Origin of the sequence: Paenibacillus kribbensis (genome assembly GCF_001705305.1) — a bacterium.
GTDB lineage: Bacteria > Bacillota > Bacilli > Paenibacillales > Paenibacillaceae > Paenibacillus > Paenibacillus kribbensis_B.
Map to the genome: position 1 here is coordinate 1 of NZ_MCBP01000047.1, position 724 is coordinate 724.

Consider the following 724-nt stretch of genomic DNA (forward strand, 5'->3'; position numbering starts at 1 on the left):
CTTGGTCTAATGTCGTAACGTTTCGAGGTTTTTCGCTTGAAACTACACCTGTTCCGTCAGTTGTCCTGATGTCAATCAAAACTTTTAGAACTCCAGAACTATTATTTAAATCGACATTATTGCTATTATTTGAAGTTTCAGCCGATAAAGTAACAGGGTGCGCTGTTTGAGTTAAGTCAATATTTGCATGGATATAGTTGACAGAATTCCCCTTTAAAGCTACTGTTTCGTTTGATAGTTCAAAATATCTTCCGCCAGCAATAATTGAAGTATTAGTATATTGTACGTTTAGAGCTGTGTTTATTGGATTAGACCAGTCTTTTCGTCTAATTGTTCCATAGTCCATTCCAGTCAACATCATGTATAATTTTCCGTCATTGTTTGAACCTACTGGAAACTCTGTACCACTTGGACTGAAAAACGTGAAGTTTTTAATTGTCATTTTTAACCTTTCTTGAAATTATCTTTGCTTTATCTAAAACTGGGTTATCAGTAATTGATAATTCTAGTAATCTAAATTTTCTACCGCCATACGGATAACCACCAATTGATACAAATTGACCGACCTCGTACAAGAGCGTAGTTTCGATTCTAAGCGAGTTTTCACTATTGTAATATACTTTACCTGATAAAAGTTCTAAGTGATCTTTACGTAGCTCTCTGTACCCTGTGAAGCTATCTATTCTATATTTGTCGCCATAAGTAGCAACATACTCATATAACA

General features: G+C 34.7%; 2 protein-coding genes. Both read right to left on the bottom strand.

What is annotated here, in order from left to right; genetic code table 11:
* Nucleotides 1-442 (bottom strand): hypothetical protein (locus tag BAZ21_RS27470; protein WP_256022881.1); only part of this gene is annotated, 442 nt, incomplete at its 3' end.
* Nucleotides 432-724 (bottom strand): hypothetical protein (locus tag BAZ21_RS27475; RefSeq protein WP_068505951.1); only part of this gene is annotated, 293 nt, incomplete at its 5' end. The genes BAZ21_RS27470 and BAZ21_RS27475, both read right to left, overlap by 11 nt.